Raw genomic sequence first — 24452 nt, forward strand, 5'->3', positions numbered from 1 at the left:
GTATTTTGACCAGATGAACAGGGGATTGTGATGAAAACTGCCCTTTTGACCCATGCGGATTGTCTTGGGCACGTGACACCCGAGGGGCATCCGGAACAAATCGCGCGACTGGAACATATCCTTCATGCGCTGGATAGGCTGGACCTGGATCGTGTGACCGCGCCGCTTGCAGCCGATGACGACCTGCTGCGTATTCACCCCGAAAGCCATATTCGCGACATCCGCAAAAGTCGCCCGACAGAGGGATTCCGGCAGGTGGACGGCGATACATTCATGTCGCCGGGATCTGTAGATGCGGCCTATAGGGCTGCAGGGGCTGTGGTAAAAGCCGTGGATTTAGTGCTGGGCGGAGAAGCCCCAAATGCGTTCTGTGCCATTCGCCCTCCCGGCCATCACGCCGAGAATGAAACCGCAATGGGGTTCTGCCTGTTCGGCAACGCCGCATTGGGGGTGAAACACGCGTTGGATCATCACGGTCTGCGTCGCGTCGCTGTGGTGGATTTCGATGTGCATCACGGCAATGGCACGCAGGATTTGCTTTGGGATGAGCCGCGCGCGTTGGTGATCACCAGCCAACAGATGCCCTTGTGGCCGGGATCAGGCCGCGCCGACGAGACCGGCGCCTTTGAGAACGTCCTGAATATTCCACTGTCTCCCGGAACCGGCGGCGCCGAGATGCGCGCCGCCTATGAAACAATGGCTTTCCCGAGACTGCGCGCCTTCAAACCCGAGCTGATCATAATCTCTGCCGGGTTTGACGCCCATCAGGATGATCCGCTGGCTAATCTGAACTGGGCCACCGAAGATTTCGCCTGGATCACTGCCGAATTGTGCAAGATTGCCGATCAGCATTGCGCGGGACGTATCGTCTCGACTTTGGAAGGCGGGTATGATCTGAAAGCCTTGGCCGAGGCCACACGTGCCCATGTGGAAGAGTTGATGAAGGCAGCCCGATGACAGATACACCCGTTGACCAGATGACATTCGAACAGGCGATGAAAGAGCTTGAGGCCGTTGTCGGCCAGCTGGAGCGTGGAGATGTGGCGCTGGACCAGTCCATCGCCTTGTATGAACGGGGTGCAGCGCTGAAGAAACGCTGCGAGGATGAACTGAAGCGGGCCGAGGAAAAAGTGGCCGCGATCACCTTGGACGCCGATGGTCAACCGACCGGGACGACGGTTGTCGAAGGTCAGTAAATGTTTCGCGAAAGACTGGCGCAGGATGCGACGCTGATTCAGGACCATTTTGATCTGGTTCTGGGTGCGCTGGACGATCTGGATGTGACACAGGCGATGGCCTATGCCACGCAAGGCGGCAAAGGTCTGCGCGGGTTTTTGGTGCTGGAAAGCGCGCGGCTGCATGATGTGGATACTGCGCGGGCGATCTGGCCTGCCACGGGGATCGAGGCGTTGCACGCCTATTCTCTGGTGCATGATGACCTGCCCTGCATGGATGACGACGATTTGCGTCGCGGGCGCCCGACAGTTCATCTGAAATGGGATGAGGGCATCGCGGTTCTGGCAGGCGACGCGTTGCAGACGCTGGCATTCGAACTTTGCACCCGTTCCGAAATTGGCCCCGCCGAAATTCGCGCGGAATTGGCCTTGTCTCTGGCGCAAGCAAGCGGAGCGCAGGGCATGGTGCTGGGCCAGGCGCTGGATATCGCGGCGGAATCGGCAGACTCTCCGCTGACGCTGGAAGAAATCACCCATTTGCAGGCAGGAAAAACCGGAGCACTGATCGAGTGGTCTGCATGCGCCGGCGCGCGTCTGGCCCAAGCTGATCTTGCGCCCTTGCGCCAATATGCCCAATCCCTTGGTCTTGCTTTTCAAATCGCAGATGACATCTTGGATATAGAGGGTAACGCCGAAATTGCGGGCAAGCGCCTTCAGAAGGATGCCGAGGCGGGAAAGGCCACGTTTGTGTCTCTGCTGGGCCTCGACGCCGCTAGAACCCGTGCCGCGGAGCTGGTGGAACAGAGCTGCGCCGCGTTGGAAGGCTATGGCGCGTCGGCTGAAACCTTGAAGGACGCCGCCCGCTTCGTTATTGCCCGGGACAGCTAAGCCAGGAACGAGCCATATGTCTGACCGCCCGAACACTCCTCTGCTGGATCTTGTGAACCGCCCGGCCGACCTGCGGCAGTTTTCAGACGCGCAGCTGCATCAGGTGGCGCAGGAATTACGGGCCGAGACGATCTCGGCCGTGTCGGTCACCGGCGGGCATCTGGGTGCGGGTCTGGGCGTGGTGGAACTGACCACCGCGCTGCATGCGGTATTCGATACGCCGCGTGACAAAATCATCTGGGATGTCGGGCACCAGTGCTATCCGCATAAAATCCTGACCGGGCGGCGCGACCGGATCCGTACCCTGCGCCAACCCGGCGGGTTGAGCGGGTTCACCAAGCGCAGCGAAAGCCCCTATGACCCGTTTGGCGCGGCGCATTCCAGCACCTCGATCAGTGCGGCCCTTGGCTTTGCCGTAGCGCGTGATCTGGGTGGTGTCACACCTGAAGGCCTAGGCGATGCGATTGCGGTAATCGGCGATGGCTCGATGTCGGCGGGTATGGCGTTTGAGGCGATGAACAATGCGGGCCACCTGAAAAAGCGCCTGATCGTTATCCTCAACGACAATGAAATGAGCATCGCACCGCCGGTTGGCGCCCTGTCCAGTTATCTGTCGCGCATTTATGCCGAAGAACCGTTCCACGATCTGAAGGCCGCCGCCAAGGGCGCGGTGTCCTTGTTGCCGGAACCGTTCCGCGAAGGCGCCAAACGCGCCAAGGAAATGCTCAAGGGCATGGCCGTAGGCGGTACTTTGTTCGAAGAACTGGGCTTTTCCTATCTCGGCCCGATTGACGGGCACGACATGGATCAGCTGTTGCCGGTGCTGCGCACGGTCAAGGCACGGGCGACCGGCCCGATCCTGATCCATGTGTTGACCAAAAAGGGCAAGGGCTATGCCCCCGCCGAGCAGGCCCGCGACAAGGGTCACGCGACCGCGAAATTCGATGTTGTGACGGGTGAGCAAAAGAAGGCGCCGTCAAACGCACCCTCTTATACGTCGGTCTTCGGCAAGACCCTGGTGGAAGAAGCCGCGCGGGACGACAAGATCGTCGCCGTCACCGCCGCCATGCCCGATGGAACCGGGTTGAACCTGTTTGCCGAACGCTACCCGTCACGTTGTTTCGATGTAGCGATTGCGGAACAGCATGGTGTGACGTTCTCGGCGGCTTTGGCTGCGGGCGGGATGAAGCCGTTCTGCACCATGTATTCGACCTTCCTGCAGCGCGGCTATGATCAGGTCGTGCATGATGTGGCCATTCAGCGCCTGCCCGTGCGATTTGCCATCGACCGCGCTGGTCTGGTGGGCGCTGATGGGGCGACCCATGCCGGATCGTTTGACATTGCCTATCTGGCCAACCTGCCGGGCATGGTCGTGATGGCCGCCGCAGATGAGGCCGAGCTGATGCATATGGTGGCCACCGCCGTCGCCCACGACGAAGGCCCGATCGCCTTCCGCTATCCCCGCGGTGAAGGCGTGGGCGTAGACCTGCCCGAGCGTGGTGAAGTGCTTAAAATCGGCAAAGGCCGGATAATTCAGAAGGGCGCGCGTGTGGCATTGCTGTCTTTCGGTACGCGCTTGGCCGAAGTACAAAAAGCCGCCGAGGCCTTATCCGCGCGCGGCATCACCCCCACCATCGCCGATGCACGTTTCGCCAAACCGCTGGACCGCGACCTGATCCTGAATCTGGCCTCCGATCATGAGGCGCTGATCACCATCGAAGAGGGTGCGATTGGCGGTTTCGGCAGCCATGTGGCGCAGCTACTGGCCGATGAGGGTGTGTTTGATCAGGGCCTTAAATACCGCTCGATGGTGTTTCCGGATATCTTCATTGATCAGGCAAACCCGGCGGATATGTATGCGGTTGCCGGTATGAATGCCGAACAGATCGAGGCCAAGGTCCTGTCTGTTCTGGGTGTGGCCACGATTGGTGAAAAACGCGCCTGAGGGAACATTGAGGTTATCAACTCCAAGGAAGATGGAACCTCAAGAGAGCTCTCCAGTGAATGACGATTGAACTAAGCCAACATAAGTAAAAGATATTGCAAGTTTGTGATTTCACACGTGTCGCTTTGTTTGGCCTTTTTGACCCTTTCCGCATTGCTTACACAGTCGCGGCCAAAAAAATACGGGCACCAAGGCGCCCGTATTAGCTTTTTCTCGATGTTGATCAGTGAACCGTCTCGACCTTGTGGAAATCCAGATCACGGTCTTCGGGCATCCCAGTTATGCTCAGCACCTCTTTGCGTTTGGTGATCAGGATATAAACCACACAGGCCAGATAGAGGCCGACAACAACTGCGCCGATCCACTGGATCTGCAACCACTGGCTTTGGAACAGCAAGGTCAGGACGAACAGCAGCACAACATTGCCCGCCACATAGATCGCTTTACCAAAGCGGGCGACTGTCATGTTCAGGTTGTCCGTATAGAGCCTGATCAACGAATCCAGTGAGTTGATCACGAAAGTCACGCCCACAATCACCATCGCAATGTTGGTGATGCCAGCGGTGCTGATGCCGTTCAGGTGGTAATAGTAGAGAACGGTGAACCAGATCGCCAAAGGTATCGACGGAAAGATCAGCAGAGCAGCCAGTAGCTGCCAGGTCTTCAGCCCACCTACAAAGCGAGATGTGAACTGGCCGATCATGATCGACCAGGCAAACCACCAGAACAGGTAGAAGGCGTGATAATCTGTCAGCGGCAGGACAAACTTGTGCAGGTTGGTGAAATAGGCACCAACATTGCTTCCGGTTTCCACAAAGCCATTCACGCCCATGCCCGCAGCAACCCACATGCCCAGGATCAGTGCCAGGAACAAAAAGGTCGAGCCCACCGACAGGATACGCACGTATTTCAGGTCGGTCGAAGAATAGGCCGCTGCCAGAATGACGACAAACACGATGACATAGAAGGTGGTGACCACTGACTCGCCGTCTCCGACCTCGGGCAGGTAGCCAGGCAGGTAGATCAGGAACAGGCTGGCGGTGAAAGCGCAGGTGCCGATGATGACCACATTGTTGATCAGCTTGACCAGCGGGATTTCAAAGAACTTCACGCGCGGCTCGATGACACAGAAATAGAACGCGGTCAGAAAGTAGAACGCCCAGATCAGAAAGCCCCAGAACCCGAATTCGATCGCCAGTGGGTTGGCAAACGCATAGGCGGGATCTTCGGCATAGCCGCCGAATTCGGTCAGCGGAAACATGATCAGGCCGACATCCAACCCGGATGTGAACAGAATCGCGATGAAGGTGAACAGATGAACCGGCGTTACGCCGACGATCCGCAGATTCCACCACTTCACCACAAAGAAGGCAACAAGGCCCAACGCCAGCAAGACGCCAAATGATAGTATGTACTCCAATAGCACCGACAATCCTCCCATTAATGTCAGTTCATGACGCTGTTATAGTTTATTGGCTGATCAATCAATAAAAACAGCACTGCTTGCGGCGCGCGCTTATTCGGTCAACAGTGCGCGAAAATCTGAACAGGGGGTCGCGATGGATTTTCGCGCAATGGCCATGGGGCTGACATTTGCGTTTATCTGGTCTTCGGCCTTCACCTCGGCCCGGATCATCGTGGCGGACGCATCGCCGTTGTTTTCCCTGGCTCTGCGGTTTCTGATCTCGGGTTTGATTGGCGTCGTGATTGCACGGGCGATGGGCCAAAGCTGGCGGCTGACGCGGTCACAATGGTATGCCACCATCCTGTTCGGGATATGTCAAAATGCCCTTTATTTAGGCCTAAACTTCTATGCGATGCAAACAATCGAGGCCTCTGTTGCCGCCATCATCGCCTCGACCATGCCATTGCTGGTTGCCTTGGCCAGTTGGCTGTTTATGGGCGACAGATTACGGCCAGTTGGAATTGTCGGCCTGTGTGCCGGGTTCGCCGGTGTTGCTCTGATCATGAGCAGTCGGATCGGCGACGGCGTTGATCTGTTCGGCGTCTTGCTTTGTGGCATTGGAGCGCTTGCGCTGACATTTGCCACGCTCGCAGTGCGTGGGGCGACATCGGGCGGGAATTTCATGATGGTGGTTGGCTTACAGATGCTGGTCGGATCGGCCATTCTGTTTGTTGCAGCACCGGTATTCGAAACGATTCATTTCCACTTGACGGTGCCGCTGGTCCTGGCCTTCACCTATACAACTCTGTTTCCCGGCCTTCTGGCCACGTTCATCTGGTTCCTGCTGCTGAATCGGATCGGCGCAACCCGGGCGGCCACGTTTCACTTTCTCAACCCGGTCTTTGGTGTCACCATCGCCGCGATCTTGTTGGGCGAAAAACTGGGGCCGCTGGATGCGGTCGGGGTTCTTATCACAACACTGGGCATTCTGGCGGTGCAACTGTCTCGCCAACCCGGCAGAAAACCAGCCTGACCTTGCACAACTGCGCGAGCCCGGCAGAACACCCTTTGCTTTCCGCCAATAATCCCCATCTATTATGCGAACCACCAGAAGTCCGGAGGAGCAATGACCCGTTACACCAAATCCCCTGAGGCCGTCGCCGCATTGTCGCCCGAGGAATACCACGTCACGCAAAACAGCGGCACCGAACGGCCCGGAACTGGCAAACTGCTGAATAACAAAGAACCCGGCATCTACGTGGATATCGTCTCGGGTGAGCCTTTGTTCGCCTCGGCGCACAAGTACGAATCCGGCTGCGGCTGGCCCAGTTTCACCAAACCAATCGTGCATGAGCATGTTGAAGAACTGCGCGATGCCTCGCTGGGTATGATCCGGACCGAAGTTCGCTCGAAACATGGCGATAGCCATTTGGGGCATGTATTTCCCGACGGCCCCCGCGAACATGGCGGGCTGCGATACTGTATCAACTCAGCCTCATTACGGTTCGTCCATCGCGATCAGATGGAAGCCGAAGGCTATGGCGAATTCCTGATTCATGTGGAGGAGATCGAATGACCGAACATCGCGCCGTTCTTGCCGGGGGCTGCTTTTGGGGCATGCAGGATCTGATCCGCAAACGCCCGGGCGTTTTCCGCACTCGCGTCGGATATACTGGTGGAGACGTGCCCAACGCCACTTATCGCAACCATGGCACCCATGCCGAGGCGATCGAGATCTTTTACGATCCTACCGTGACCACCTATCGCGATCTGCTCGAATTTTTCTTTCAGATCCATGACCCGACTACGGTGAACCGGCAAGGGAACGACATGGGGATGAGCTATCGCTCGGCCATTTATTATGTCGATGACGCCCAGAAACAGGTCGCCCTGGACACCATTGCCGATGTGAATGCCAGTGGCATCTGGCCCGGCAAAGTCGTGACCGAGATTGAACCCGTTGGCGATTTCTGGGAGGCCGAGTCCGAGCATCAGGATTATCTTGAACGCATCCCGAACGGCTATACCTGCCATTTCCCGCGCCCGGATTGGGTTCTGCCCAAACGCGACGCGGCCGAGTAAGGATTAGCCCCGGATCAGGGGCTAGTCAGACGCCACCCGCGGCCTTCCACTGGCCTCGACGGTGATCATTGCCTCAACAAAGACCTCCTGCGCTTCGATACGGGCGGTGCGGATATCCCGGTCGACGATCACTCGGATATCCTCGGCACCGGCTCCGCGCACTTCTCCTTCCGCCTCATCCCTCAGGATGGATTCCAGCAGCGCCATCGCCTCGTCAGAATCGCTAAAGTCCTGAGGCCCGTCTTCAAGATGCACCCTGTACCGCCCTTCGGATGGCGCGGTGACGGTCCCGGCCCGGCGCAGTGTCAGCCTGCCAACCACAGCTCCAATCGCATTGGCCACGCCCGTGTGTTCCGGCAGAATCATGCGGCATCGCAATCTTTCCCCGACTGCGGGGTAATAGCTGGGGGCCGACGCCCCAAGACCGATCACATCCACATTCAGTGCCGCGTCCAGCGCCACCAAACCGCGATGCCCGGCCAGACCTTTCCGCGTCAAAACATGCCGGGCCAGATCGGGTGCCAGAACGCCGAAATCCTCGGCTTCTTCTGAAAAAGCGGTCTCTAACAAGGTCAAAGAGGTCTGTTCGGTCAGCTGATCAACGATCATCTGCGCCACCAGATCCGGTGTTGCAGCCAGCATATCACCGGTGCCAATCCGTTTTCGCGCCACCAGTTCCAGCGCTTTGCGTGCAGCCTCTGCGTCCCAGGCATCCAAACGGCCCAGAACATGGCTGGCATCCGAAGGTGTCACGCCGGATACCTGAACGATTCCACGATCCACCAAACGAGTAAGTGCGCCTGTCTCCATCCGCGTTTTAAGCAAATCAGACAGTGGCAGAACCTTCTGCCCCAAGCGATCCACCAGGGCGGTTTCCCTTGCCCCCAGACCTTCGGCATGAACACCCGGTACCAGACGTGCAAACCGGGTGTCATGTTCACCCACAGTTGGGGCCCGCAACTGCGCATCCAAGGCCGTGTGAACCTCGTCGGGCGCTTCTGACGCGATCAGAGATACGGGCAAAACACGGCGCGGTCCCAGGAAGATGCCGCCGCCCAGCCCTTCGGTTACAACATGTACCTGACTGTCCCCGCCCAACCCGTGGGTCCGCATTGCGACGGCCTCCACCATGGTGCGAAAGCCGCCAACCCTGGCACCTTCGGGATCAATGGCGGGCTTGCCATCCCGGATCAAGGCGACATCGGTCGTGGTACCACCGATATCTGATACCAGCGCGTTCTCGGCTCCCGTTAGCCAGCGCGCCCCGACGATCGAGGCCGCAGGGCCGCTCAAAATCGTTTCAATCGGTCGATCCCGCGCCTGTTCGGCGCTCATCAACGCTCCGTCGCCGCGAACCACCATCATTGGCGCTGAAATACCTAGCGTCACAAGCTGATCCTGTGCCCGTCCGATCAAGCGGTCGATCATGCCAATCAACCGTGCATTCAGCACCGCTGTCACCGCACGTTTTGGGCCATTCAACTTGGCCGACAGATGGTGCGAACATGTCACCGGCGCACCCGTCCGATCAGTAATAATGCGGGCGACCTCAAGTTCATGCGCCGGGTTTCTGGTGGCGAACTGACCGGCCACAGCGAAACCTGAAACCCCTGAATTAGAGTCTAAAAAGGCTTCAATCGCCTGAACATCCAATGGCCTGGCCTCTGTTCCAGCATGCGTGTGACCGCCCGCCACAACCAAAGCAGGATCCCCTTTCAAAGCATCCCGCAGACCATGCTTTTCCAGATCTCCTTCCCAGAACCCGATATAGACAAGGGCAACCCGGCCACCCTGCCCTTCGACCAGCGCATTCGTGGCCAATGTCGTTGACAGCGACGCCATTGAGATCTGCTCCGGTGACACCTGAGCCTGCGTCAGAACCGCAGAAATCGCCTTGCCGACGCCAATCGCCAGATCAGCTCGTGTTGTCAGAGATTTGGCTGAAGCAATCACCTCAGTCTCATCCCGGACCAGCACCGCATCCGTATAGGTTCCGCCTGTATCAACCCCCAAAGCCAGCGCCATCGGGTTCTCCTTCCTGTTCGCTGTGATTGGGTTTAGCGGTTTGCACCGACACGTCCAGCCTGTTTGCGGCACCTAGGAGAGTTGTTTGACCGCCCAGCGCGCGGCATCTGCCACGGCTGAATCCGGATCCTCTGTCAAATCCTGTGCAATCGGTATCAACCCCTGCAGGCCTGAGTTGCCAATGGCGTACAGCACATTTCGCACAAACCGGTCCCGTCCAATCCGCTTAATTGGAGAGCCCGAGAATTTCGTTCGAAATTCCGGATCGTCCAGGCCAGCCAATTCTGCCAGCCGAGGAGCCTTCAGATCCTCACGCGCTGCATAGCGCATGTCACTGGCCGTGACTGCGAATTTGTTCCAGGGGCAGGCGGCAAGGCAATCATCGCAACCATAGATCCGATTGCCGAGTTTCGCGCGCAGGTCTTCATCAACCGGACCCTTGTGTTCGATTGTCAGGTAAGAAATGCAGCGCCGCGCGTCCAACTGATAAGGCGCCGGGAATGCGTCTGTCGGACAGGCGGCCAAACAGGCCCGGCAGGATCCACAGTGATCCACTTCTGCTTGATCCGAAGGTAGGTCCAGAGTTGTAAAAACAGACCCTATAAAGGCCCAATTTCCCCAATCGCGACTTACAAGATTGGTGTGCTTACCCTGCCATCCCAACCCCGCAGCATGACCCAAGGCCTTTTCCGGAACCGGGGCGGTATCGACAAAGACCTTCACCTCGCCACCAGCCTCGGCTATCAACCAGCGGGCTAACCTTTTGAGCCGCTTCTTGACCAGGTCGTGATAGTCCTTGTTCTGCGCATAGACTGAGATCGCCCCCTTCTCGGGGTGGTCCAGAATCTCGGTTGGATCATGTTCGGGCGCATAGCTTTCTGCCAACATGATCACCGATTTCGCCTCGGGCCAGAGCGCTGCCGGATCGCCTCGCCAATGGGTCCGCTCGGCCATCCATCCCATTTGCCCGTGATATTCGGCCTGCAGGAACGCCTCCAGCCGAGCGGGCACTTCGGGGACATCCCACGGGCGACAAATGCGACAAGACACAAAGCCCTCGCTCAGCGCCTGTGCCACCAGCCTATCCTTTAAACCCGATCCGCTCTTCATCTGGCCCTAAATACCTTCGGGGGGAATCGCGCCCCAAGGCGCGATGGGGGGGGCAGACAGCCCCCCTTGTGCGACCCTATCAGAAATCCAGATCTGCGTAATGGGTGGGCGGCCTGAACCCAGGAACCTGATCCGCCAGGATCGACCGGAAAGCAGGTCGGGATTTGATCTTGGCGTACCAGTCTTTAACCGCCTGAGACCGATTCCAATCCACGTCTGAGATATAATCCAGCGTCGATAGATGCGCCGCAGCCGCAAAATCGGCCAATGTCATCTGATCCCCGGCCAGCCAACGGCGGTGATCCAGCAACCAGGCCATGTAATCCAGGTGATACTTTATGGCCTTGGCGCCTTGTTTGACATTCTTACTGTCAGGATAACCTTGCCCGGTGACCTTCTTGTTCACACGCTCATAAACCAGTTTGGATGTCACCTCGTGATGGAACTTGTCATCAAACCAGGCCACCAGCCGACGCACTTCGTATCGTGCCTCCGGCGTTTGGGGCATCAGCGCAGGATCGGGCCGGGTTTCTTCGATATATTCGCAAATCGCGTTGCTTTCGGACATGATCTTTCCGTCCAGACGAAGAACCGGGACTTTTCCGGCCGGGTTGCGCCGCAGGAAATCCGGGTCTTTCTCCCAGTATTTCTCCTCGACCAGCTCAACCTCAATCTTCTTTTCCGCCAGTGACAGGCGCACCTTGCGGCAGAAGGGGGACAAGGGAACATGAAACAAACGCGCCATGGGCTTCCAATCGAACCAGTGAATACACTCAAGCTTTAGCCTTGCAGGGCCTTGGGTTTCAATCCTCGAAACAATCCGCGCGACCATCTGCGCGAATGGTGGCCGCCCCATCGAGGATCGAGGCAGCCCGTCTGCGTGTGCGGACCGACGGATCCCGAACGGACCTGTTTTTGGGAGAAGGCAGGATTGCGGCAATACGTGCGGCCTGAACTGGCGACAGCTGGGCCGCGGTCACATTGAAGTTGCGCTGGGCTGCGGCCTCAACGCCAAACACACCTTCGCCAGTCTCGGCCACGTTCAAATAGACCTCGAGAATGCGCTGCTTGCTCCAGAAAATCTCGACCACGGGGGTGAGAGATGTCTCAAGCGCCTTACGCACCCAACTGCGTCCCTGCCACAGGAACACATTCTTCACCACTTGCTGCGTGATGGTTGAGGCGCCACGTGTACCGCCTTCCTCCAAAGCATCGCGAATGGCATCGACATCAAACCCCCAGTGCAGGCAGAAATTGGCATCCTCAGCCGCCACCACGGATCGCGCCATGACGGGCGAGATCTGTTCAATCGGCACCCAATCGCGCTGAACTTTGCCCAGCCGCCGCCATTCAGACCAGATCGTATGGGTTACCGGGGGATTCACCACAGAAAAAAGCACCACAAGCGCCACAACAAACGCAACCAGACCCAATACTGCGCGGGTCACCCAGCGGCGAATCCGCGATTGTGTCTGGTTCTTTGCCTTCGACGCCTTGCTTTTCTTACTGCTCGATTTGCGCGCTGCTTTCTTTGCCATATTGTTGCTATACGACGCGGCGACGATGTTTGGAACGGATTAAATCGCCAAAGCGCGCGCCTCGCGCGGGCGTATCACGGGGCGGGCGGTTTCTGGCAGGACCGCGTCGCGGGTCTGCAATTCGGGAAACAGGGCCAGAACTTCAGCCTTTGTCTCGGCGTCAGACTGAGAGAGCGCGTGCCCCGGGTAATAACTTTCGCTTTTGGCCCCATTTGCAATGACGATCTCATGGCGCGAAAAGAGAAGATGAATATAGTCGATCTGACCACCCTCAACACGCGTAACAGAATCCCCGTTGACCAGGCAATGCGCTGCGATCAGCACTTCGGAATGGCCGAACAAATACGGCGCCCGCCAGTCCGAGACCAGCATCCGGTGCTGTGGCGACACGATCAAAGGCTGTTCCAGCCCTAGCACGCCAGCCTCAAACCGAATGGGCGCCAGCTTGCCTTCGGCCTCAACCGTGGTCCGCCCCACCCAAAGCAGCGGCTGCGCACCGTTGTCCGATGTGATGACCATATCGCCGGGCTTCAGATCTTCGACTGAGCAAGCGCCGTCAGGCGTTTCGATCAGCGTTCCGGGGGTGAAACAGGGCGGGCCAAGATTGCCAACATCTAGCGGCCCCTGCGTGTTGACAAATGTTGATGAGACAAACGTGCCCGGTTGCAGAACCTGCCCGTCTGTTGGTGTAAAGACACGGGTTCCGTCAGCAAGATAGAAGGTCGTGCCGGTATAGGTGACATTGCCAACGCCTGTCACGTTAATCGTAACAACATCACCCGGCCACGACGAAGTTACATCCTGGCCGTTTACCGTATCCCCGCTGGGCGCGTCGATCTCGCCATCGTCATCCACATCGGTGAGGTTGAATTTATCAACAACTACCGATGTACCGCCCGGTGGCGGATTCGCGGGGTCAAACGAATAAAACTGATCAAGATAGGTGGTTGGCATCTAACAGACTCCTACGCGTTCGCACGACTGCACAGCAGCCTAAACGCAACTTCCGAACAAAAAGTGACGAAATCTAGGCTTATTGGGCCCGTTTCGACAAGCAAACGACCACCTAGGACCAATAAAAGAAAACCCCACGTGGTTTAAAAGACACGCGGGGTTGCCATTTTCATTGGTCCTCAGATTACTCTGCAGGAACAGCTGTTGCCTCGACCGCCAACGGATGGCTGAGCTTGTTCAGCATCTCTTTCGGGCAGACCTGGATAAAGTTCGCCTTCTCGACCTCCCAGTGCTGCAGGATATCCGCAGCCTTGCGGCTAATGGTTTCGGCCTGATGGGTTTCGATCAGCGATTTCAGCTGGTCTTCCCAATGGCCAATGGTCACGGGGCATGTCACCAGCGTTTCCATATTCATCAGCGCCTGCGCCTTGCCGTCGGGGTCGTACAGGTAAGCCATGCCGCCTGTCATGCCCGCTCCGAAATTGGCGCCGATACTGCCCAGGATCACGGCGACCCCGCCGGTCATGTATTCGCACCCGTTCGAGCCGCAGCCTTCGATCACCACCTTGGCGCCTGAATTGCGCACAGCGAACCGTTCCCCGGCGCGGCCTGCTGCAAACAGATACCCGTCCGTGGCCCCATACAGAACCGTGTTGCCAATGATGGTGTTGTCATCCGCCTTCAGCGGGCTGACCTGCGGTGGACGCACAACAATCATACCACCAGACAAGCCCTTTCCGACATAGTCATTGGCATCACCCGAAACTTCAAGCTTGAGTCCCGGCGCTGCAAACGCTCCCAGCGACTGACCGGCAGAGCCCTGCAGCTTCACGTGCAGGTGATCCGACTGGAACGTGTTCCGCATCCCGAAATTTTGCACGATATGGCTGGAAACCCGCGTCCCAACGGTTCGGTGCGTGTTTTGCACTGCGTAAGACAGCTGCATTTTCTCGCCGTCTTTCAGGAACCGGGCGGCATCGCGCACGATTTCCGCATCCAACGTATCGGGCACCGCGTTCCGGTCTCTGTCGCGATTATAGACGATGTTATGGGCACCATCGACGGTGATCAGCAGCGGGTTGAGGTCCAGATCATCCAGATGCGCCGACCCTCGGCTGACCTGCGCTAGCAGATCTGCCCGACCGATGATCTCGTCAATCGAGCGCGCACCCAGGCTGGCCAGCAGCTCGCGCACTTCTTGCGCGTAGAAGGTGATCAGGTTGACGACCTTATCGGCATTACCGGTGAATTTGGCGCGCAGGCTTTCGTCCTGAGTACACACGCCAACTGGGCAAGTGTTGGACTGGCACTGACGCACCATGATACAGCCCATCGCGATAAGGGCAGCAGTGCCTATACCGTATTCCTCGGCCCCCATCATCGCGGCCATGACGATGTCACGACCGGTACGCAAGCCGCCATCGGTTCGCAGGGTCACGCGATCCCGCAGGTTGTTCATCGCCAGAACCTGATGCGCCTCGGTCAGGCCCATCTCCCACGGCAGACCAGCATATTTGATAGATGTCGCAGGCGACGCGCCGGTGCCGCCATTGTGACCCGAAATAAGGATAATGTCCGCTTTTGCCTTGGCTACACCTGCAGCAATCGTGCCAACACCCGAGGACGCCACCAGCTTGACCGTCACCTTACAGCGCGGGTTGATCTGTTTCAGATCATAGATCAACTGCGCCAGATCCTCGATCGAATAGATATCGTGGTGCGGCGGCGGTGAGATCAGTGTTACACCCTTGGTCGAATGGCGCAGGCGCGCAATCAGGTCGGTGACCTTCATGCCAGGCAACTGACCGCCCTCACCGGGTTTGGCACCCTGGGCAACCTTGATTTCCAGCTCTTCGCACTGGTTCAGGTATTCGGCGGTTACACCGAACCGGCCCGAAGCCACCTGTTTGATCTTGGCCGAGGGGTTGTCACCATTGGGTTCCGGCACGAAATGCGCCGGATCTTCGCCGCCCTCGCCGCTGTCGGATTTCGCCCCGATCCGGTTCATCGCAACGTTCAGCGTCTTGTGCGCCTCGGGCGACAGCGCCCCCAGCGACATGCCCGGCGTCACGAACCGTTTGCGGATCGAGGTGATAGATTCCACCTCTTCAATCGGGATCGGCTTGCTCAGCGGTTTGAAATCCATCAGGTCGCGCAGATGGATCGGCGGGTTCGATTGCATCTTGGCCGAATACTGCTTCCACAGCTCGTAAGACGCCTTGTTGCAGGCCATCTGCAGCATATGCATCGAGGTCGCTTCCCACGCATGGGTCTCGCCTGATTTACGGGCCTTATAGAAACCACCGATCGGCAGAACATCCAGACCGCTTTCCCAGCCCTTGGCATGGATCTCTTCGGCCTTGGATTGAATGCCGGTAACACCGATGCCGGAAATCCGGCTGGTCATACCGGGAAAAAACTCGGCGACCATGGCACGGCTGAGGCCCACAGCCTCAAAGTTCAATCCGCCACGATAGGATGAGATCACCGAAATCCCCATCTTGGCCATGATTTTCAGCAAGCCCTGGTCAATCGCCTCGCGGTACCGCGCGACATTTTCGGTCAGGCTGCCATCCAGCAACCCGCGATCAATACGATCGGCCAGAGAATCTTCGGCCAGATAGGCGTTGACCACAGTGGCCCCGCACCCGATCAGAACGGCGAAGTAATGCGGATCAACGCATTCCGCCGACCGCACGTTCAGCGAGCAGAATGTGCGCAGACCCTTGCGGGTCAGATGCGAATGCACCGCGCTTGTTGCCAGGATCATTGGCATCGCCACGCGACCCTGACCTGAATTCATATCGGACAACACCAAATGCCCCGCGCCCGAGCGCACGGCCTCTTCGGCTTCGGCTCTAATACGGGCCAAAGCTGCGCCCAGCGCCCCTTGTCCGGCTTCAAAGCTACAGTCGATTTCTGCCAATGGGGCATTGAAGTTTTCTGCCAGTGCTTCCCATTGGGCATTGCCCACAAACGGGCTTTCCAGCACGATAATTTCGGTTTGGCTGCTGTCTTCATCCAGCACGTTTTTCAGGTTTCCGAACCGGGTTTTCAGCGACATCACACGATATTCGCGCAACGAGTCGATGGGAGGATTGGTCACCTGGCTGAAGTTCTGGCGGAAGAAATGGCTGAGCGGACGGTACTGTTTCGACAGAACAGCCGATGGCGTGTCATCGCCCATTGAAGCCAGTGCCTCTTTGCCATCTTCGGCCATTGGCGCCAGAATCTGCTCCAGTTCCTCGATCGAATATCCGGCGGCGATCTGACGCTTGCGCAGCTCCTCGCCCGCATAGATCGGTGCTTCGGTGATTCCAGCCAGAGACTCGTCCAAATCGTTGATCTTGCCGACCCAATCGCCGAATGGCAGTGCGCGGGCCAGCTTGTTCTTGATCTGCGTATCGCGATACAGCTTGCCCTTTTTCATATCCACGGCCAGCATTTGGCCCGGGCCCAACGCGCCTTTTTCGGTCACGCTGGCCTCATCAATCGGGACCATCCCGGCCTCGGAGCCTGCAATTACAAGACCATCTCCAGTGACCACATAACGCATCGGACGCAATCCATTCCGGTCAAGACCGGCACAGACCCAGCGGCCATCGGTCATGGCCAACGCGGCAGGGCCATCCCAGGGTTCCATCACCGAGTTGCAGTAAGAATACATGTCGCGCCAGGCCTGCGGCAATTCCACCGCCTGCTTGGACCAGCTTTCGGGCACCAGCATGGTTTTCGCCATCGGGGCCGAGCGGCCTGCGCGTACAAGAACTTCGAATACAGAGTCTAATGCGGCAGAATCCGACGATCCACCAGCGATGATCGGTTTGATATCCTCAGCGTAATCGCCAAAGGTGCCGCTGGCCATGCGGATTTCATGGCTTTTCATCCAGTTGACGTTGCCCCTGAGGGTGTTGATCTCACCGTTGTGGGCCAACATGCGGAAGGGCTGGGCGAGCCACCATTGCGGGAAGGTATTCGTGGAATAGCGCTGGTGATAGATGGCAAAGGCGGATTCGAACCGTTCATCCATCAGATCGGGGTAGAAAACCGCAACCTGCTCGGCCAGCATCATGCCCTTGTAGATGATTGACCGGCAGGACAGTGACGCCAGATACAGCCCGGAAATCCCGGCCGCTGCTGCAGCCTTTTCAATGCGGCGACGGATGACATAAAGCTCACGCTCGAATGTCTCTTCGTCCACGCCTTTGGAATTCGAGATCAGGATCTGCTCAATCTCGGGCCGGGTCGCGTTGGCCTTTTCGCCGAGGCAGGTGACATCAACCGGAACGTGGCGCCAGCCATAGATATAATAACCCATGCGCAGCACTTCGGATTCCACGATGGTCCGGCACTGTTCCTGCGCGCCGAAATCGGTGCGGGGCAGAAAGACCTGACCAACCGCGATCAGCTGATCTAATTTGGGCTCGTGCCCGGTGCGACGGATCTGGTCATAGAAGAAAGGAACCGGGATCTGCACATGGATACCCGCGCCGTCGCCGGTTTTGCCATCCGCATCTACCGCGCCGCGGTGCCAGATCGCCTTGAGCGCGGCGATGCCAGCATCCACAACCTTGCGTGACGGCTTGCCATCGACTGAGACCACAAGACCCACACCGCAGGACGAATGCTCTTCTTCCTCGGAATAGAGACCGTTTTCGGCCATGAACTGACGTTTGGCTTCTTCGGCCCGTACCCAATCGGCATCATATTTGGTCATTGGCTGTCTCCTTCTTCCGGCAGGGCGTACATGGCTTCGACCTCAGCTTTGGTCATCTGCCGGCGCTCGCCTGCGAACGCGTACCCGTCAGGCTTTTTGTCGATATAAAGTTCCAGTTGCAGCGGATTGTCCGTGTCGTCGAACAGGCCTGCTGCCATTTGGGTATGCCCGTGCATTTCACCCGGCAGCGTAATCCGGTACCACAGGGCCGATCCGCAATCGGCGCAAAATGCACGTTCCGCCCAGTCCGAGGACGTAAAGGTCTTAACCGGCCCAAGGGCCGCATACCCCTCTTGCGCGGGAAACGTTATCAGCATCGAGCTAGTCCAGCGGCGACACTGGTCGCAATGGCACGCGCCCAACGACTCTTTCGCCGGGGTGGCAGTCACTGTGACCGCGCCGCACATACATTGGCCTTGCAATTCGGGCATCTCTGTCCCTCCTGTCGCGGGGCTTATTCGGCTGCAACCGCAGCCGCGTTGTTGAAACGGTCAAGGATCGCGTCGGCGCAGTCGCGCCCATCGCGGATCGCCCAGACCACCAGCGAGGCACCGCGCACGATGTCACCGATGGCATAGACCCCGTCCATCTCGGTCTCGCCGGTCTCGAATGCTGCTTTTACAGTGCCCCAGCGGGTCACGGGCAGGTCACGCTGGCCAAACAGTGTGGGCAGGTCTTCGGGCTCGAACCCCAGCGCCTTGATCACCAAATCAGCGTCTTCGACATAATCCGCGCCTTCGATCAACTCGGGGGCCTGACGGCCGGTGGCATCGGGCTGACCCAGACGCATCTTCTGGACCATAACGCCGGAAACCTGATCATCGCCGGTAAAGCCCTTTGGCGCGCTTAGCCATTCGAATACGACGCCTTCTTCCTCGGCATTCTGCGTTTCGCGCTGCGATCCGGGCATGTTCGCGCGGTCGCGGCGATACAGGCATTTGACCGAGGTCGCACCCTGACGGATCGAAGTCCGCACGCAATCCATCGCGGTATCACCGCCACCGATCACGACAACTTTTTTGCCTTCGGCATTCAAACGGCCATTGTCGAAATCTTCGACCTCATCGCCAAAGCTTTTGCGGTTCGAGGCTGTCAGGAAGTCGATGGCCTTTTCAATACCCGTCAAACCGCTGCCAGGCATGGACAGGTCGCGTGACTTGTAAACGCCGGTTGCGATGATAATCGCATCATGTTTGGAACGGATTTCCGCGAATTTGGCGGCGTCCACGTCGCAATTCAGAACAAACTCAACCCCGCCATCAGCCAACAGGTCATTGCGGCGCTGAACAACGTCTTTTTCCAGCTTAAAACCCGGAATTCCATACATCAGCAGTCCGCCTGCCCGGTCATGGCGATCATACACGGAGACCTGAATACCCGCACGGCGCAGCATGTCCGCCGCTGCCAGTCCACCAGGGCCGCCGCCGATGATGCCGACGCTTTCGCGGCGCTCAGCACCCGGTACGACCGGCTTGACCCACCCCTTTTCCCAGGCTGTGTCGGTGATATATTTCTCGATCGAGCCAATGGTAACAGTGCCGTGCCCGGATTGTTCGATCACGCAATTCCCTTCACACAGGCGGTCCTGTGGGCAGATGCGCCCACAAATCTCGGGGAAGGTGTTGGTGGCCTGACTGGTGTGATAGGCCTCTTCCAGACGGCCCGTTGCGGTCAGGTTCAGCCAGTCGGGAATGTTGTTGTGCAGCGGGCAATGCGACTGACAATAAGGCACACCGCATTGGCTGCAGCGGCTGGCCTGTTCTTCAGCTTTGGCAGCAGCGAATTCGGCATAGATTTCGTCAAAGTCTTCCGTACGGGCATCTGCGGCCCGTTTTTCCGGCATTACTCGGTCGATCTGCACAAATTTCAGCATCGGTTGCTTGGCCACGGGTCAGACTCCATGAATTGGCTTGGTCGCGCCTCTTTAAAAGATGCGTAGGAGGATTAAAAGTCAAGTGTGCTGACCTTTTTTCAAAAACTTTTCTGGATTCCACCGATGACCAGTGAGAAATACAGGATATTAGTTCCGATTCGGACCTATTTGCATCCTTTTCTTTTCCTTACCGCGCTTATACGCAGGGATCACAAAGAACACGTGGCGGCAGCACGGGCAGGTAAATGAGTCTTTTTCAGTTGATTCTTGCAGCAGTCATTCAGGGAATTACCGAATTTCTGCCGATCTCATCTTCGGGTCATCTGATACTTTTACCCAGCCTGACCGGTATGGACGATCAGGGGTTGGCCATCGATGTCGCTGTGCATGTGGGCACTCTGGGCGCCGTAATTCTGTATTTCTGGTCTGATGTGAAAATGGCGATTTCCGGACTGCCGCAGGCTCTTTTGGGGCGCACCGATACTCCACAAGCCCGATTGGCCCTGGGGCTGATTCTGGCCACGATCCCAACCGTCATTGTCGGAGCGATCCTGTTCAAAACCGGGCTCAGCCAGTCTCTGCGCTCAATGACGGTCATCGGCTGGACGATGCTGGGGTTCGGCATATTGCTCTACTGGATGGACCAGAAAGGGCCGCAAAGCAAAGAAACCTCTGACTGGGGCCTGCGCGATGCGATGATCATGGGCCTGTGGCAAGTCCTGGCGCTGATCCCCGGAACATCCCGGTCCGGGATCACGATCACCGGGGCGCGCCAGCTTGGATACAGCCGCGAGGACGGTGCACGCATCGCGATGTTGATGTCCATACCCACGATTCTGGCATCCGGAGCGCTGCTGTCCACAGAGGTCATCCGCCAGGCAAATGCCCAACTGGCGTTCGACAGTGCTGTTGCTGCGTTCTTTGCGTTTCTGTCCGCGCTGCTTGCCTTGTCGCTAATGATGCGTCTGTTGCGCAGCGTCAGCTTTACGCCATACGTGATCTACCGCGTAGTAGTGGGCGCAATCCTTCTGGTCATCGCCTACAGCTGATCAGGTCCGCATATTGCTGGCCGAGTTCTGTATGTCATCATACTGACCCGAGGGGCGGAACTTCCACAGATAATCCGGCAGGACCGATTCCAGCGTCGCCGGCTCGATCCCCAGATCAGCAAAGCCAAGCGCGCTATCTGAGACAACATTGTCGTGACGCAGATTCTTGAGCTGATCACGCGTCAGGATATTGTTCGGAAACAACTGAAAGCTCGCAAATTTCATTATGTCCAGCATTCCCGCCATGACCCGGGCCACCCAAAAGGGAATCCCAAGGATAATCCGGTGGCGGTTGATCACATCCAGCATTTGCTGCATCAACGCACGGAAGGTTTTCACTTCGGGTCCGCCCAATTCGTAGACACCCCCGCTGGCCTGCCCCAGCACGCCCTGCACCGCAGCCTTGGCGACATCATCCACATAGACCGGCTGAAATTGCGTCTGGGCCCCGACCAGCGGCAGAAATGGCCCCACCCGGGTCATCGCAGCGAAACGGTTGAAGAACTGATCCTCGGTTCCGAAAATCACCGAAGGGCGCAGGATCATTGCACCCGGCATATGCGCCAGAACACCGGCCTCGCCCTGCGCTTTGGTACGAGAATATTCGCTCCCCGCCTCGGCATCAGCACCAATGGCCGAGATATGGACCATACGGGTTACACCTTCAGCGGCTGCTAGACGCGCAACGCGTTCAGCCCCTTCGGTTTGAACGGTATCGAATTCATTCCGGCCAATCTCGTTCAACACACCAACACAGTTCACCACCGCATCAGCCCCCCGCATCGCCAAAGCAACCGAAGCGTCATCGCGGATGTTACACAGGACAGGTTCGACTTGCCCCACCGCACCGTAGGGTCTAACAAACATCGCTTCGTTCGGACGGCGCACCGCAACCCGAACGCGCCAGCCTTCATTCGCCAGACGTCGCGCAATATACCGGCCGACAAATCCGGATCCGCCATAAATCGTGACCAGTTTGGACATTTGAGGGCTCCTGCTATTGGGTCCTGATCCGATCTACCGCCCAATGCCCTTTCAAACAAGGCGCAATAACGCCGCGCAGCCACGAAAAAGCAACGCGGCACAGACGGTTGAAAGCAGTGGTTAAAAAACTTTCAAAAAACTTTCCGAATCCGGTTGACGCCTTCCGCCAGTAGGCTTAAACGCCCCTCCACGACACCTGCCCAGGTGGCGGAATTGGTAGACGCGCTAGCTTCAGGTGCTAGTGTCCGTATGGACGTGGAGGTTCGAGTCCTCTCCTGGGCACCATCCCCCGAGCTTAACCCATTGATCTCCCTCAGTATCCTTGTGGAAACTGCGCGGGTGTAGGACATGGCGTATGACAAATCAGTCCCCTTTTCGTTCACCAAGAACGGCATCTACTACTTCGAACGGAGGGTCCCGAGATACCTTCAAAGGCACTATTCTTCCAGGAAGATCAGCTATTCGTTGAGAACAAGATCAGCTTCTGTTGCTGCTTCTCGCGCAAGCAGGGCGGCTCATCAGCTCGATGAATACTGGTATTATCTGCGTATCAGAGACATCGAACTACCAGGTAAGAACAGGCTGCGTATCGCTGCCAATACACACAGCAATCCATCAAATGTTCCGCTCGCGGACACTGTGACGCTGTCAGAGGCCGTTGCAGTTTACCTGAAGTTAAAGGGCGCAGATCGTCCGATCACATTTCATCGTGCGGCTGAGAGATCCTGCGGTTATTTGATTGATGTTGCTGGTGACAAGGACCTCCGGGCGTACACCAAGAAGGATGCAAACAGCTTTCGAGACGTACTCATTGAACGAGGGCTTTCCGGTAGCAGCATTACGCGTGTGTTCGGAACGGTTCGGTCTATAACGAACTTCGCTGCGAGTGAGATGGGTTTCTCTCTTACGAACCCTTTCGGTGGCGTGTACTTTGATCGCCAAGCTGGAGTCAGGGATCGCGAACCTCTGCCGATAGAAGCTGTTCGCATGGTGCAGCAGGAGTGCCAGCGTTTTGATGATGATCTTCGTTGGCTTGTAGCTCTCGTCTCGGATACTGGGATGCGACTCGCCGAGGTCGCAGGTCTTTCTTTGGATGATCTCGTGATTGACGGAAAGAATCCCAAGGTGGTCATTCGCGAACACCCGTGGCGGCGCCTCAAGACCGCCAGCAGTGCACGTGAGGTTCCGCTCGTCGGCGCAGCTTTGTGGGCAGCAAAACGTATCCACGGCGTAGCTTCCGATAAGGTGCATGCCTTTCCACGCTACAACCGCTCGAGCCAGACAAACGCGAACTCTGCAAGCGCGGCGCTCAACAAGTGGCTTAGACCGATAGTGCCCGCAAACTGCACAATGCACAGTTTCCGCCACTCAATGCGCGACAGGCTCCGGGCCGTAGAATGCCCTTCTGACATCGTGGATCAAATAGGAGGATGGCAGACCGAGGGCGTCGGGCACAGCTATGGGCGGGGCTACAGCATTGACGTGCTGCACAAGTGGTTGACGAAGATAGAATTCTTGTGAAGGTTCGAAAAAGTGTCTTTATCATTAGATGTTTAAGGTTAGGTGATTTGACTTCATACGTTATCAAAAGTGACATATCGGAGAAGCAGCTCGAAGCAGACGTGGCGAGTTTCTTGGGCTGGTGTTCGACAGGTCTTCCCTTCAAACTCGTCGACGTTAACGAACAACTTACTGGCGCGGACAAGCGCTTGGACGTAGCCATACCGGTCTACATTCAATTCAAGAAATCTACTGGGTTAAAACAGCTCCCTCGAGCAATCGGAAAAACTAAGGCTTCGGGCAAACGACGTTCAAATGAAAGCAAGCTACAGAAAGTTCGGCGGTTCCGAAGAGACCACATGCTATCGGATGACCCGAGCCTCTACTTCCAACTCAGACGCAAAGCCGAGACAGCTGACGATCTGCAGCACAACGTCCTTTTGTCGCATAACCGACCGGGGTTGAGCTACGCGATTTATGTAGCTCCAACATACCTCACTCGGCGCGAATTCAATGAGGAGTTAACGAAGGGCCCAAGGTTCGTTAACCCTTGGGAGATGCGGCAGTGGTCACTTCACAGCGATTTTGCCGAAATGTACTGGCTCAGCCGATACGATAGGCAGCCGTTTTTGAGAAATCACGTTTCAATTACGCCTCATGAAAGGGTGGCTAATCATAACCACTACTATGCATTTTCGACCGCGGGTGACGAAGTCAGTTGGCATTCTCCTGAAGTCCTGGAGGGGCGGCACAGCCGACTATCTGATTTTATGTCGATCCGGGCACGTGAATTGCTGTCCGGTGAAGCCACTTCAGCACCGGAGGAAATTATCGAACATATCTCAGAAATCACCGCTGGTTTCGCGGAGGTACCTATTCAGCAGTTTCTTTTTGGTGAAACACCATTGGAGCAGCTTCAAAGCTATGGTCGCTGGCTTAACAAGAGCTGGGGCATACGTCAGATACTATTGTGCGCAAATCGTGAAGACCTGAGTTCGCTTTTTCTGAGAACCAGTTATTAGTTTCTCGCGGGCTCATGGCTGAATTGAACCCTACACCCGCGCAGTTTCCACAAGGATACTGAGGGAGATCAATGGGTTAAGCTCGGGGGATGGTGCCCAGGAGAAGCAGTTCTACTCCCGTTACAGGCACCGTCACAGGTGATCACCTCAGTGAAACAAGGGGTATCAGTTGGGGTGAATCCACG

20 protein-coding genes and 1 tRNA gene are annotated in these 24452 nt (G+C 57.3%); 11 read left to right on the forward strand and 10 right to left on the reverse strand.

Annotation, left to right across the window (positions count from 1 at the left end):
* Positions 1–30: 30 nt before the first annotated feature.
* The 4 genes from FN806_RS19485 to dxs are packed head-to-tail and all read left to right on the forward strand — an operon-like array spanning position 31 to position 4008.
* The gene (locus tag FN806_RS19485; protein WP_142640256.1) at positions 31–957 is read left to right on the forward strand and encodes a histone deacetylase family protein; all 927 of its coding nucleotides are present in this window, start codon (positions 31–33) and stop codon (positions 955–957) included.
* Positions 954–1196 carry an exodeoxyribonuclease VII small subunit gene (locus FN806_RS19490; protein WP_142640258.1) on the forward strand — a complete coding sequence of 81 codons (243 nt, stop codon included), beginning with the start codon at positions 954–956 and terminating at the stop codon, positions 1194–1196. Before FN806_RS19485 ends, FN806_RS19490 begins: the two co-directional genes overlap by 4 nt.
* Positions 1197–2063, forward strand: a complete 867-nt coding sequence (locus FN806_RS19495; protein ID WP_142640260.1) for a polyprenyl synthetase family protein — start codon at positions 1197–1199, stop codon at positions 2061–2063. It abuts the gene before it with no gap.
* Positions 2064–2079: 16 nt separating this feature from the next.
* On the forward strand, positions 2080–4008 hold the full coding sequence (gene dxs / locus FN806_RS19500) for a 1-deoxy-D-xylulose-5-phosphate synthase (RefSeq protein ID WP_142640262.1): 1929 nt from the start codon (positions 2080–2082) through the stop codon (positions 4006–4008).
* 223 nt (positions 4009–4231) lie between these two features.
* On the opposite strand, the gene FN806_RS19505 is transcribed toward dxs, so the two are convergent.
* Positions 4232–5428, reverse strand: a complete 1197-nt coding sequence (locus FN806_RS19505; RefSeq protein ID WP_142640264.1) for a BCCT family transporter — start codon at positions 5426–5428, stop codon at positions 4232–4234.
* A 139-nt stretch (positions 5429–5567) separates the two neighbouring features.
* Between FN806_RS19505 and FN806_RS19510 the strand changes: the two genes are divergently transcribed.
* From FN806_RS19510 to msrA, 3 genes are all read left to right on the forward strand, one after another.
* On the forward strand, positions 5568–6446 hold the full coding sequence (locus tag FN806_RS19510; protein WP_142640266.1) for a DMT family transporter: 879 nt from the start codon (positions 5568–5570) through the stop codon (positions 6444–6446).
* 93 nt (positions 6447–6539) lie between these two features.
* On the forward strand, positions 6540–6989 hold the full coding sequence (msrB, locus tag FN806_RS19515) for a peptide-methionine (R)-S-oxide reductase MsrB (protein ID WP_142640268.1): 450 nt from the start codon (positions 6540–6542) through the stop codon (positions 6987–6989).
* The gene (msrA, locus tag FN806_RS19520; protein ID WP_142640270.1) at positions 6986–7495 is read left to right on the forward strand and encodes a peptide-methionine (S)-S-oxide reductase MsrA; all 510 of its coding nucleotides are present in this window, start codon (positions 6986–6988) and stop codon (positions 7493–7495) included. Before msrB ends, msrA begins: the two co-directional genes overlap by 4 nt.
* Positions 7496–7516: 21 nt before the next feature.
* On the opposite strand, the gene FN806_RS19525 is transcribed toward msrA, so the two are convergent.
* The 8 genes from FN806_RS19525 to FN806_RS19560 form a co-directional block, all read right to left on the reverse strand.
* Complete coding sequence (locus tag FN806_RS19525; RefSeq protein ID WP_142640272.1) at positions 7517–9520, reverse strand: hydantoinase/oxoprolinase N-terminal domain-containing protein; 2004 nt, start codon at positions 9518–9520, stop codon at positions 7517–7519.
* A 72-nt stretch (positions 9521–9592) separates the two neighbouring features.
* Positions 9593–10630: a tRNA epoxyqueuosine(34) reductase QueG gene (gene queG, locus FN806_RS19530; protein ID WP_142640274.1), complete on the reverse strand. Its 1038-nt coding sequence runs from the start codon at positions 10628–10630 to the stop codon at positions 9593–9595.
* Between the two features lie 79 nt (positions 10631–10709).
* A complete protein-coding gene (fzlA, locus tag FN806_RS19535; protein ID WP_142640277.1) occupies positions 10710–11375 on the reverse strand; it encodes an FtsZ-binding protein FzlA in 666 nt (221 codons plus the stop codon).
* A 58-nt stretch (positions 11376–11433) separates the two neighbouring features.
* The gene (mtgA, locus tag FN806_RS19540; protein WP_142640279.1) at positions 11434–12168 is read right to left on the reverse strand and encodes a monofunctional biosynthetic peptidoglycan transglycosylase; all 735 of its coding nucleotides are present in this window, start codon (positions 12166–12168) and stop codon (positions 11434–11436) included.
* A gap of 39 nt (positions 12169–12207) precedes the next feature.
* A complete protein-coding gene (locus FN806_RS19545; protein WP_142640281.1) occupies positions 12208–13122 on the reverse strand; it encodes a Hint domain-containing protein in 915 nt (304 codons plus the stop codon).
* 184 nt (positions 13123–13306) lie between these two features.
* Positions 13307–17839, reverse strand: a complete 4533-nt coding sequence (gene gltB / locus FN806_RS19550; protein ID WP_142640283.1) for a glutamate synthase large subunit — start codon at positions 17837–17839, stop codon at positions 13307–13309.
* On the reverse strand, positions 17836–18270 hold the full coding sequence (locus FN806_RS19555) for a GFA family protein (protein WP_142640285.1): 435 nt from the start codon (positions 18268–18270) through the stop codon (positions 17836–17838). Before FN806_RS19555 ends, gltB begins: the two co-directional genes overlap by 4 nt.
* A gap of 23 nt (positions 18271–18293) precedes the next feature.
* Complete coding sequence (locus FN806_RS19560) at positions 18294–19727, reverse strand: NAD(P)-dependent oxidoreductase (RefSeq protein WP_142640287.1); 1434 nt, start codon at positions 19725–19727, stop codon at positions 18294–18296.
* Positions 19728–19957: 230 nt separating this feature from the next.
* Here FN806_RS19560 and FN806_RS19565 point away from each other — a divergent pair, with 230 nt between their 5' ends.
* A complete protein-coding gene (locus FN806_RS19565) occupies positions 19958–20761 on the forward strand; it encodes an undecaprenyl-diphosphate phosphatase (protein WP_142640289.1) in 804 nt (267 codons plus the stop codon).
* Here the strand turns inward: FN806_RS19565 and FN806_RS19570 are convergent, their stop codons facing one another.
* Entirely contained in the window at positions 20762–21745 is a 984-nt protein-coding gene (locus FN806_RS19570) for a complex I NDUFA9 subunit family protein (protein ID WP_142640290.1), read from the reverse strand. It lies immediately after the preceding gene.
* Positions 21746–21943: 198 nt separating this feature from the next.
* Here FN806_RS19570 and FN806_RS19575 point away from each other — a divergent pair.
* The 3 genes from FN806_RS19575 (at position 21944) to FN806_RS19585 (ending at position 24267) form a co-directional block, all read left to right on the forward strand.
* A tRNA-Leu gene (locus tag FN806_RS19575) sits at positions 21944–22030 on the forward strand.
* A gap of 63 nt (positions 22031–22093) precedes the next feature.
* Positions 22094–23266, forward strand: a complete 1173-nt coding sequence (locus FN806_RS19580; protein WP_142640292.1) for a DUF6538 domain-containing protein — start codon at positions 22094–22096, stop codon at positions 23264–23266.
* Between the two features lie 47 nt (positions 23267–23313).
* A complete protein-coding gene (locus tag FN806_RS19585) occupies positions 23314–24267 on the forward strand; it encodes a hypothetical protein (protein ID WP_142640294.1) in 954 nt (317 codons plus the stop codon).
* Positions 24268–24452 lie beyond the last annotated feature (185 nt).

The sequence above is a fragment of the Ruegeria faecimaris genome, assembly GCF_900182615.1.
Taxonomy (GTDB): domain Bacteria; phylum Pseudomonadota; class Alphaproteobacteria; order Rhodobacterales; family Rhodobacteraceae; genus Ruegeria; species Ruegeria faecimaris.

What these genes read in the sequence shown, in the direction of transcription:
- FN806_RS19485 (WP_142640256.1), top strand. Translation starts at nt 31, where the DNA reads ATGAAAACTGCCCTTTTGACCCATGCGGATTGTCTTGGGCACGTGACA.
- FN806_RS19490 (WP_142640258.1), top strand. Translation starts at nt 954, where the DNA reads ATGACAGATACACCCGTTGACCAGATGACATTCGAACAGGCGATGAAA.
- FN806_RS19495 (WP_142640260.1), top strand. Translation starts at nt 1,197, where the DNA reads ATGTTTCGCGAAAGACTGGCGCAGGATGCGACGCTGATTCAGGACCAT.
- dxs (WP_142640262.1), top strand. Translation starts at nt 2,080, where the DNA reads ATGTCTGACCGCCCGAACACTCCTCTGCTGGATCTTGTGAACCGCCCG.
- FN806_RS19510 (WP_142640266.1), top strand. Translation starts at nt 5,568, where the DNA reads ATGGATTTTCGCGCAATGGCCATGGGGCTGACATTTGCGTTTATCTGG.
- msrB (WP_142640268.1), top strand. Translation starts at nt 6,540, where the DNA reads ATGACCCGTTACACCAAATCCCCTGAGGCCGTCGCCGCATTGTCGCCC.
- msrA (WP_142640270.1), top strand. Translation starts at nt 6,986, where the DNA reads ATGACCGAACATCGCGCCGTTCTTGCCGGGGGCTGCTTTTGGGGCATG.
- FN806_RS19525 (WP_142640272.1), bottom strand. Translation starts at nt 9,520, where the DNA reads ATGGCGCTGGCTTTGGGGGTTGATACAGGCGGAACCTATACGGATGCG.
- queG (WP_142640274.1), bottom strand. Translation starts at nt 10,630, where the DNA reads ATGAAGAGCGGATCGGGTTTAAAGGATAGGCTGGTGGCACAGGCGCTG.
- fzlA (WP_142640277.1), bottom strand. Translation starts at nt 11,375, where the DNA reads ATGGCGCGTTTGTTTCATGTTCCCTTGTCCCCCTTCTGCCGCAAGGTG.
- mtgA (WP_142640279.1), bottom strand. Translation starts at nt 12,168, where the DNA reads ATGGCAAAGAAAGCAGCGCGCAAATCGAGCAGTAAGAAAAGCAAGGCG.
- FN806_RS19545 (WP_142640281.1), bottom strand. Translation starts at nt 13,122, where the DNA reads ATGCCAACCACCTATCTTGATCAGTTTTATTCGTTTGACCCCGCGAAT.
- gltB (WP_142640283.1), bottom strand. Translation starts at nt 17,839, where the DNA reads ATGACCAAATATGATGCCGATTGGGTACGGGCCGAAGAAGCCAAACGT.
- FN806_RS19555 (WP_142640285.1), bottom strand. Translation starts at nt 18,270, where the DNA reads ATGCCCGAATTGCAAGGCCAATGTATGTGCGGCGCGGTCACAGTGACT.
- FN806_RS19565 (WP_142640289.1), top strand. Translation starts at nt 19,958, where the DNA reads ATGAGTCTTTTTCAGTTGATTCTTGCAGCAGTCATTCAGGGAATTACC.
- FN806_RS19570 (WP_142640290.1), bottom strand. Translation starts at nt 21,745, where the DNA reads ATGTCCAAACTGGTCACGATTTATGGCGGATCCGGATTTGTCGGCCGG.
- FN806_RS19580 (WP_142640292.1), top strand. Translation starts at nt 22,094, where the DNA reads ATGGCGTATGACAAATCAGTCCCCTTTTCGTTCACCAAGAACGGCATC.